Origin of the sequence: Streptomyces sp. NPDC008238 (assembly GCF_042956445.1) — a bacterium.
Classification (GTDB): domain Bacteria; phylum Actinomycetota; class Actinomycetes; order Streptomycetales; family Streptomycetaceae; genus Actinacidiphila.
In genome coordinates this window covers 837,678-846,831 of the sequence record NZ_JBIBGK010000002.1, presented here as the reverse complement: position 1 = coordinate 846,831, position 9,154 = coordinate 837,678, and the positions used below count along the sequence as shown (strand labels likewise).

At 72.7% G+C, this 9,154-nt stretch carries 9 protein-coding genes and 2 rRNA genes; 10 read left to right on the top strand and 1 reads right to left on the bottom strand.

What is annotated here, in order from left to right:
- The 5 genes from ACFZAU_RS08840 to ACFZAU_RS08820 form a co-directional block, all read left to right on the top strand.
- Positions 1-97: ribosomal RNA gene (locus ACFZAU_RS08840) — 23S ribosomal RNA — on the top strand; the annotation flags it as partial.
- A 66-nt stretch (positions 98-163) separates the two neighbouring features.
- Positions 164-280: ribosomal RNA gene (gene rrf / locus ACFZAU_RS08835) — 5S ribosomal RNA — on the top strand.
- 102 nt (positions 281-382) lie between these two features.
- Entirely contained in the window at positions 383-1,030 is a 648-nt protein-coding gene (locus ACFZAU_RS08830; RefSeq protein WP_500551585.1) for an HAD family hydrolase, read from the top strand.
- A gap of 43 nt (positions 1,031-1,073) precedes the next feature.
- Entirely contained in the window at positions 1,074-2,303 is a 1,230-nt protein-coding gene (locus ACFZAU_RS08825) for an MFS transporter (protein ID WP_500551584.1), read from the top strand.
- Complete coding sequence (locus ACFZAU_RS08820; RefSeq protein WP_500551583.1) at positions 2,254-3,429, top strand: acetoin utilization protein AcuC; 1,176 nt, start codon at positions 2,254-2,256, stop codon at positions 3,427-3,429. The genes ACFZAU_RS08825 and ACFZAU_RS08820 overlap by 50 nt, the downstream gene beginning before the upstream one ends.
- A 49-nt stretch (positions 3,430-3,478) precedes the next feature.
- Here the strand turns inward: ACFZAU_RS08820 and ACFZAU_RS08815 are convergent, their stop codons facing one another.
- On the bottom strand, positions 3,479-5,032 hold the full coding sequence (locus ACFZAU_RS08815) for a GMC family oxidoreductase (RefSeq protein ID WP_500551582.1): 1,554 nt from the start codon (positions 5,030-5,032) through the stop codon (positions 3,479-3,481).
- 144 nt (positions 5,033-5,176) lie between these two features.
- On the opposite strand from ACFZAU_RS08815, the gene ACFZAU_RS08810 reads away from it, so the two are divergent.
- The 5 genes from ACFZAU_RS08810 (at position 5,177) to ACFZAU_RS08790 (ending at position 8,984) form a co-directional block, all read left to right on the top strand.
- The gene (locus tag ACFZAU_RS08810; protein ID WP_500551581.1) at positions 5,177-5,992 is read left to right on the top strand and encodes a phosphatase; all 816 of its coding nucleotides are present in this window, start codon (positions 5,177-5,179) and stop codon (positions 5,990-5,992) included.
- Positions 5,993-6,120: 128 nt separating this feature from the next.
- Positions 6,121-6,333: a helix-turn-helix domain-containing protein gene (locus ACFZAU_RS08805; RefSeq protein WP_018558718.1), complete on the top strand. Its 213-nt coding sequence runs from the start codon at positions 6,121-6,123 to the stop codon at positions 6,331-6,333.
- Between the two features lie 107 nt (positions 6,334-6,440).
- The gene (locus tag ACFZAU_RS08800; RefSeq protein WP_003948845.1) at positions 6,441-6,539 is read left to right on the top strand and encodes a 30S ribosomal protein bS22; all 99 of its coding nucleotides are present in this window, start codon (positions 6,441-6,443) and stop codon (positions 6,537-6,539) included.
- 184 nt (positions 6,540-6,723) lie between these two features.
- Positions 6,724-7,776, top strand: a complete 1,053-nt coding sequence (locus tag ACFZAU_RS08795) for an NAD-dependent epimerase/dehydratase family protein (RefSeq protein ID WP_500551580.1) — start codon at positions 6,724-6,726, stop codon at positions 7,774-7,776.
- Positions 7,777-7,802: 26 nt separating this feature from the next.
- Complete coding sequence (locus ACFZAU_RS08790; protein WP_500551579.1) at positions 7,803-8,984, top strand: lysophospholipid acyltransferase family protein; 1,182 nt, start codon at positions 7,803-7,805, stop codon at positions 8,982-8,984.
- Positions 8,985-9,154: the final 170 nt, after the last annotated feature.

Sequence of the window (9,154 nt, the reverse complement as noted above, 5' to 3'; positions counted from 1 at the left end):
TTAAGGCTCCCAGTAGACGACTGGGTTGATAGGCCGGATGTGGAAGCCCAGTAATGGGTGGAGCTGACCGGTACTAATAAGCCGAGGGCTTGTCCATAGGTTGCTCGCGTCCACTGTGTAGTTCTGAAACAACGAACCGTTGGTTCGTATGGTTTCATAGTGTTTCGGTGGTCATAGCGTTAGGGAAACGCCCGGTTACATTCCGAACCCGGAAGCTAAGCCTTTCAGCGCCGATGGTACTGCAGGGGGGACCCTGTGGGAGAGTAGGACGCCGCCGAACAAATATTGAGCCCCGGCTCCCGAGTTTAATCACTCGGGAGCCGGGGCATTTTTGCGTTCACCACCCGCAGGGCCGGATCGTGTGCCCGACTACAGTGGGGCGGTGCGCTACGACCTGGTCATCTTCGACAACGACGGCGTGCTCGTGGACAGCGAGCCGCTCTCCAACCGCATCCTGGCCGGCCTGCTGACGGAGCTGGGCCACCCCACCACGTACGAGGAGTCCGTGCGCGACTACATGGGCGCCGCGATGCACCGCGTCCACGACCTGGTGGCGGAGCGCACGGGGCAACGGCTGCCGGAGGACTTCGACGCGACCTACTACGCGCGGGTCTTCGAGGGCTTCCGGCGTGAACTGCAGCCGGTGTCGGGCGTGGCGATCGTGCTGGGGAAGCTGGCGGCGGACGGGGTGCCGTTCTGCGTGGCGTCCTCCGGGAGCCACGAGCGGATCCGGGTGGCGCTCAAGAAGACCGAACTGTACGGGTACTTCGGTGAGGAGCGGATCTTCAGCTCGCAGGACGTCGGGCGGGGGAAGCCGGCGCCGGACCTGTTCTTGCACGCGGCGCGCACGATGGGTATGGCGCCGGAGCGGTGCGCCGTGGTGGAGGACAGCCCGCTCGGGGTGCGGGCGGCGGTGGCGGCCGGGATGGACGCGTACGCGTTCACGGCGATGACGCCTGCGGAGAAGCTGGCCGGGGCGCGGGAGCTGTTCGCGGACATGGCCGAGCTGCCCGGGAAACTCTTCGTGTGATCTCCCTACCCGTGCGTAGCGTGCGGCCCTACGCTGCACGCTCATGGACGGCATCGACGGCGGTTTGCGCCACGGACGGGCCTCGTTGGCCGTCGGTTTCTTCGCGCAGGGGGCGGCCTTCGCGCTGCTGGTGACCCGGATCCCGGCCCTGCAGGACCGTTACGGCGTCAGTGACGCGCTGCTGCCCGCGTTCCTGGCCGCGGTGCCCGTGCTGGCGGGCGTCGGGAGCGTCGCCACCGAGCACCTGGTCAAGCGGGTGCGGCCGAGCGTGGTGCTGCGCTGGGTGCAGCCGGTGGTGTGCCTGGCGCTGCTGGGCGCCGGTGCCGGGAGCGCGCTGTGGCAACTGGCGGCGGCGTTGGCCGTGTTCGGGATATGCGTCGGCGCCCTGGACGCGTCCATGAACATGCTCGGGGTGAGCCTGCAGCGCGCGTACGGGCGCAGCATCATGCTGGGCTTCCACGCCGCGTACAGCTTCGGCGGCATCCTGGGGGCGTCGCTGGCCTGGGCGGGGGCGCACTGGCACCTGTCGCTGGCGGTGCTGTACGGGCCGGTGGTGGGGGTGCTGATCCCGCTGACGCTGGTGGCCAGTCGCTGGTACGTCGACCGGAGGGCGGAGGCGCAGGTCCAGGACGGCCCGGACGCACCGGTCGCGGCGCCGGTGGCGATGCGGTTGCTGCTCCCGCTCTGCCTGGTGATGGCGTTCGCGTACATCGGCGACTCCACCGTCTCCAACTGGAGCGCGAAGTACCTGCAGGACGTGCTCGGCGGCTCGGAGCAGCTGGCCACCGTCCCGTACAACGTCTACATGGTCACCACCCTCCTGGGCCGTTCGGTCGGGGACCTCGGTGTGCGGCGCTTCGGGGCGGCCGCGGTGGTGCGGGCCGGCGCGCTGCTGGCGGCGGCGGGCTTCGCGGTGGTCGCGGCCGCGCCGGGCGCGTGGGCCGGGATGGCCGGGTTCACGCTGCTGGGGCTCGGGCTGTGCGTGATCGTGCCGCAGACGTTCGCGGCCGCCGGGCGGCTCTTCCCGGGGGCGTCGGACACCGCGATCGCGCGGCTCAACATCTTCAACTACGTCGGTTTCCTCGTCGGTTCCCCCCTGGTGGGCGCACTCGGCGACGCCTGGAGCTACCGGGGGGCGATGCTGGTGCCGATGGTGCTGGTGGCGGCGACGGTGCTGTACGCCCGCTCGTTCGGGGCGGACCCCGCCCGATACGGTGTCGACCATGAGCGGCCGCGCACAGCTGATGTGGGACGAGCAGGTAACGGGCTATGACTTCGGTCGCGGCCACCCGATGGACCCGGTGCGGCTCGCGCTGACCATGGGGCTGGTCCGGTCCCTCGGACTCGACCGGGCGGTCACGGTCACCGCCGCCCCCGTGGCCGGCGACTCGACGCTGCGCCTGGTGCACGACGCGGAGTACGTGGCGGCGGTGCGCCGCGCCTCCGCCGACCCCAAGGGCATGACGGAACTGGCGTACGGCCTCGGCACCGAGGACACCCCGGCGTTCGAGGGCATGCACGAGGTCTCGGCGCTCATCGCGGGCCAGTCGGTCGGGGCCGCCGAGGCGGTGTGGCGGGGCGAGGTGTCGCACGCGGTGAACTTCGCGGGCGGGCTGCACCACGCGATGCCCGGGATGGCCTCGGGCTTCTGCGTGTACAACGACGCCGCGCTGGCCGTCGCCCGGCTGCTGGAGCTGGGCGCGGAGCGCGTCGCGTACGTGGACGTGGACGTGCACCACGGGGACGGCGTCCAGACGGCGTTCTGGGACGACCCGCGCGTGCTGACGATCTCGCTGCACGAGCACCCCCGCACGCTCTTCCCGCAGACCGGCTGGCCGGAGGAGACCGGCGGCGCGGCCGCGGAGGGGGGCGCGGTGAACGTCGCGCTGCCGGCCGGCACCGGGGACGAGGGCTGGCTGCGGGCGTTCGACGCGGTCGTCCCGGAGCTGCTGGCGTCGTTCCGGCCGCAGGCGCTGGTGACCCAGCACGGCGCGGACACGCACTTCGAGGACCCGCTGGCGCACCTCGCGGTGAGCCTGGACGCGCAGCGGGCCGTGGCGGAGGCGCTGCACGGCCTGGCGCACGAGCACGCCGGGGGCCGCTGGGTCGCCCTGGGCGGTGGCGGCTACGCAGTGGTGGACGTGGTGCCCCGGACGTGGACGCACCTGGTGGGCATCGCCGCAGGGCGGCCGGTCGCGCCGGAGACGGCGACGCCCGAGGAGTGGCGGGCGGAGGTGTACCGCAGGACGCGGCAGATGGGGCCGCTGCGGATGACGGACGGGCGGGACGCGGCGTTCACCGGTTTCCACGACGCGGGGTACGACCCGGCGGACCGGCTGGACCAGGCGATCCTGGCGACCCGGCGGGCGGTCTTCCCGTTGCACGGGCTGCTGCCCTGAGCCCTTCCCGGGCAGGGCGCGTTCCCGCGGGGAGGCGGGTCAGGCGCGGTCAGGCGCCGTTGCGCAGTAGTTCCGCGGCCCGTTCGGCGATGGCGTGGACGGTGGCGTTGGTGTTCGCCGAGACCGGGGCCGGCATCACGGACGCGTCGGCCACGCGCAGGCCGTCGACGCCGCGTACCCGCAACTGGGGGTCGACGACGGCGTAGGCGTCGGTGCCGATGCGGCAGGTGCCGGCGTAGTGGTTGTAGGAGCGCAGGTTGCGGCGGAGGTAGGCGCGCAGCTCCGTCGCGCCGGTGGTGTCCGGGCCGGGGAGGACCTCCTCGCCGTACCAGTCGGCCAGCGCGGGGTCGGCGGCGATCTCCCGCGCCGCGTCCAGGCCCCGCGCCATGGTGTCGAGGTCGCGGACGTCGGCGTAGTAGCGGGGGTCGATCAGCGGAGGCGCGCCGGGGGCGGTGCCGGAGAGCCGGACCGTTCCGTGGCCGTACGGCGCCATGAGGGCGACCATGACCGTCCAGCCCTCGCCGGCGGCGGGCCCGGGCAGGCTCTCCTCGCGGACCGGTACGTCGACGACCTGCAACTGCACGTCGGGGCCCGGTGCGTCGGGCCGGGTGCGGATCAGACCCTGGACCTCGCCGTGGCCGTTGGCGCCCGGCGGGACGGGTCTGGGGGAGCGTACGACGACGCCGGAGAGCACGTGGTCCAGCAGGTGGGAGCCGACGCCGGGCAGGTGCACGGCGGTGGGGATGCCCCAGTGGCGCAGGTGGTTGCGGGGGCCGATGCCGGAGAGCATCAGCACCTGGGGGGTGCCGACCGCGCCCGCGGTCAGGACGACCTGCCCCGAGGGGGAGCAGTGGGCGGTGCGCGGCTGCCCGTCGACGGTGTACTCCACGCCCGTGCAGCGGCCGCCGGCCAGGAGGACCCGGTGCGCGAGGGCCCCGGTCACCACGTGCAGGCCCGGCCGGTGCAGTACGGGGCGCAGGTAGGCGGTGGCGGCGTCCTGGCGTACGCCGTCGGCGATGCTGAGGTCGCCCCAGCCGAAACCCTCCTCCAGGCCGCCGGCGAGGTCGTGCGCCCGGGGGTGGCCGGTGCCGAGCGCGGCGCGCAGGAAGTCCCGTGCGACCGGGTGGCGTTCGGCGGCGGGGCCGACCCGCAGCGGGCCGTCCGTGCCGCGCAGGCGCGGGTCGCGGTCCGGGACGCCGGTGAGGTCCTCGCTGCGGCGGAAGAAGGGCAGCAGGTCGTCCCAGCCCCAGCCGTCGGCGCCCTCGGCGGTCCAGGCGTCGTAGCCGGAGCGGTGGCCGCGCAGGAAGTTCATGGCGTTGACGGCCGAGCTGCCGCCCAGGACGCGGCCGCGGGGCCACGGGACGGTGAGGCCGGTCTCGGTCTGCGGCACGGTGCGGTCCGCCCAGTCGAGGGAGGTGCCGAGCAGGCCCGGCCAGGCCGCCGGGACGGAGACCTCCGGGGGGTGGTCGGCCGCGCCGGCCTCGAGGAGCAGTACGCGGGCCGCGTCGTCCTCGGAGAGGCGGGCGGCGAGCACACAGCCCGCGGTACCCGCCCCCACCACGACGTAGTCGAACCCGCCGGCGCCGGCGGAGGTGTCGGCCACGGCGGACCTCCCCTCGCTGTCGCGCGGTATGCCTGCATTGTACGGAGGGCCCCACCGGGGGCGCCGACCCGAACAACCGCCCCTCGGGAGTGATGTTCGGGCCGTTCCGGCACGTGGGCGGGCGGGGACGGCCACCATCGCTGCGTGGTGACTGTTGCCGCGCTGCGCGCGCATCTGGTGGGGGCGGGGATCGCGGGGGTCGTGACGACACCGCGGGAGAAGAGCCTGCGCAGCTACCGGCTCTTCGTGGCGGGCGATCCGCGGCAGACGCTGGGGCTGGAGCCGGCGCGGCCCTGGACACAGACCGGTCTCCTGCGGTTGATGGCCGACCGATGTGGGGTTTCGCCTGACCCGGGGCACACTTCCGGGCAGGATGTGATCGACCCGGACCGTACGCTCGCGGGGCTGGAGGCCTTCGCCGTACGGCTGGGGGAGGCCGCCCAGCGCAGGGAGCCCGTCCTCATCGGTACTGGTCACCCGCATCGGCTGCTCGGGTTCTACGCCGGATTGGCGGCCGCCCTGTCGGCGGCGGGATGTCCCGTCCTCACCCCATCGCATGGCCGATGTATCGACATGGCGACCCGATTCGGCCTACGCACGTACAACCTCTGGTACGTAGGGGGCGTCGCGACGGTCCGGGATGCGCCGGGTGGGGGCGCCCGTGGTGCGCCGGCGGTACACACGCACTCCCCGCTCCCGGTTCGGGCCGCGCTGGCGGGTGCGGCAGGACGCGGGGGGCTGCTGCCGAGCCTCGTGGTGGGAGACCACGGCTGGGTCTGCGGAGCAGGTCAGCTGGGCATCGAGGCCATCGGACTGGCCGATTCGGACGACCCGGCGGTGTTCGTCGCGGAGACGGAGGGCAGGGTCTCGGTCGCGGTTCCGCTTGATGACGCTGTGCGGTCCGATTACTACCGACCGCTTACGCGCTATGTACTCAATCGAGCGTGTCTGTCACAGTAGTCAACCGATCGCTACTCCTCTTCCCCACTTGCATCACCCGCACCTAATCTGGGGAGGAGCGCACGTGCGAGAGGGAGTCACCGGAGGGGAAGCCGGTGCCCGTCATGTGCGGAAGGTTCAGGTGTGTCATGGCTTCAAGCGAGAGGCCTCTCAACGAGGTCGTGTTCCTGACCGTGGCAGAGGTCGCCGCGGTGATGCGAGTGTCCAAGATGACCGTGTACCGGCTGGTGCACAGCGGTCATCTGCCGGCGATCCGGGTGGGGAGGTCCTTCCGGGTCCCGGAGCAGGCCGTCCATGACTATCTTCGGGAGTCCTACGTGGGGGTGGGGGAAACTGCCTGACGACCGCCTCGGTTTCTGCTCGGCGCTTGCGGACGGGTAGGCTGTGCCGACGTAGGTCGTGTGGGCTCGGACGCCCCGCACCGAGTGAAAACGAAGCGAGGGTAGTCGTGGGCTCTGTCATCAAGAAGCGGCGCAAGCGTATGGCCAAGAAGAAGCACCGCAAGCTGCTGAAGCGTACGCGTGTGCAGCGTCGCAACAAGAAGTAAGCGAGCTACGCGTCGCACCTCGCTGCCCTCCCGCCCCCACGGACCGTGGGGGCGGGAGGGCAGTGGCGTTCCCGGGGGCCGGCGGGCCGTGCCCCCTTGACGGTGCTCGTACGTCCGGGTGTCATCACGGCGCAACATCGAACCGATACGGTGCGTACATGCGGTGCGAGGGAAGGCGCTGATCTTGGGCAAAGTGGTGCTGGTGACCGGAGCAGCCCGCCGGCTCGGCGGCCGGCTGGTACGACGTGTGATGCGCGACCCCGACGTCGACCGGGTGATCGCCGTCGACACGATGCCGCCCACGCACCAACTGGGCGGTGCCGAGTTCGTCCGTGCCGACATCAGGCACCCGATGATCGCGAAGGTGCTGGCGGAGCACTCGGTGGACACGGTGGTCCACATGGACGTCAGCGGCACCCTGCCGGGCCGCAGCAGCCGGACCGCGGTCAAGGAGACCAACGTCATCGGCACGATGCAGCTGCTCGGCGCGTGCCAGAAGGCCCCGACGGTCCGCCGCCTGGTGGTGAAGTCCACCACGAGCGTCTACGGCTCCGCGCCCCGCGACCCTGCCGTCTTCACCGAGTCCATGCCGCCCAAGTCGCTGCCCAGCGGCGGCTTCGCGAAGGACGCGGTCGAAGTCGAGGGCTACGTACGCGGCTTCGCACGACGCCGCCCGGACGTTGCCGTATCGGTTCTGCGGTTCGCCAACATCCTGGGCCCCCGGGCCGACACGCCCCTCGCGGAGTACTTCGCGCTGCCGGTGCTGCCGACCGTGTTCGGCTACGACCCGCGGCTGCAGTTCGTCCACGAGGACGACGTCGTCGACGTCCTGATACTGGCCCTGCGGGACGAGCGCAACGGGACGATCAACAGCGGCACGTTCAACATCGCCGGTGACGGGGTGCTCCTGCTGTCGCAGACCGCGCGGCGGCTGGGCAAGCCCACGGTGCCGGTGCTGCTGCCCGCGGTCACCTGGGTGGGGCAGATGCTGCGCACGGCCGGCGTCACCGACTTCTCGCGCGAGCAGATCCGCCTGCTGACCCACGGCAGGGTCGTGGACACCACGCAGATGCGCGAGACGCTCGGGTTCGCCCCGAAGTACACCACCGCCGAGACCTTCAGCGACTTCGCCCGCAGTCGTGGCCCCGGCCTGCTGCCGCCCGACCGGCTCGCCGAGGCCGTCGACCGGCTCGCCGCGCTGGTCCCGGCGGGCGGCCCCCGAGGACTGAGCTCGTGAGCACTGCTGCGAGGAGGAACCGCACCATGGCGGACGCCAAGGTCATCCCGTTCGACGAGGACACGCGGACACGGAGGGGGACGCCGCGCTCGCGCGGGCGGGCCGCGGCCCGCGGCAAGGCGGCCGGCGACACCGGGAACCCGGTGGCCGCGCTGCCGGTCGAGGAGCGGACCGCGGCCGCCGCGGCGGGGACCGGCGCCGCCGAGGACGCCGTGACGGCCTCCGCGGACGCGCCGGGCACCGGTGGTGCCCGTGAGGCGTCCGAGGGCGCCCGGACCGCCCCGGAGGGCGCCGAGGGGCAGTCCGGCGGCACTGCGGGCACCCCGCTGGCGGCGGCCCTCGGCGCGGCGGCGGACCGGCTGCTGGGCGCGCCCTGGGAGCGCCGGGTGGCGCACGGGCTGGCCTTCCTGCGGCGCCGGATCACCGGCGACTACGAGGTCGACGACTTCGGCTACGACGAGGAGCTCACCGACCAGGTCCTGATGTCGCTGCTCCGGCCGCTGTACGAGTCGTACTTCCGGGTCGAGGTGAAGGGCATCGAGAACATCCCGGCCGAGGGCGGGGCCCTGGTGGTGGCCAACCACTCCGGGACGCTGCCGCTGGACGGGCTGATGATGCAGGTCGCCGTCCACGACCACCACCCCGCGGGCCGGCACCTGCGCCTGCTGGCGGCGGACCTGGTGTTCGTGCTGCCGCTCGTCAACGAGCTGGCCCGCAAGGCCGGGCACACCCTGGCCTGTGCGGAGGACGCGCAGTTGCTGCTGGAGCGCGGTGAGGTCGTCGGTGTGATGCCCGAGGGCTTCAAGGGGCTGGGCAAGCCCTTCTCCGAGCGCTACAAGCTGCAGCGCTTCGGGCGGGGCGGCTTCGTCGCGACCGCGCTCAAGACCGGGGTGCCGATCGTCCCGTGCTCCATCGTGGGCGCGGAGGAGATCTACCCGATGGTCGGCAACGCGAAGACGGTGGCGCGGCTGCTGGGCTTCCCGTACTTCCCGCTGACGCCGACCTTCCCGTGGCTGGGTCCGCTGGGCATGGTGCCGCTTCCGACGAAGTGGACGATCCAGTTCGGCGAGCCCATCCCGACGGACGGCTACGCGCCGGAGGCGGCCGAGGACCCGATGCTGGTGTTCAACCTGACCGACCAGGTACGGGAGACCATCCAGCACACCCTCTACAAGCTGCTGGTGCAGCGCCGGTCGGTCTTCTTCTAGGACGACGCGGGTTCCAGGACGACGCGGGCCGGGGCCGGAGGCCCGCGGGGGTCCGGACACGGCGGTGGGGGGGGGGGGGGGGGGGGGGGCGCGCCCCCCGGGCGGGGGGGGGGGGGGGGGGGCCCCCCCCGCCGCGGGGGGGGGGGGGGGGGGGGGGGGGGGGGGGCGGG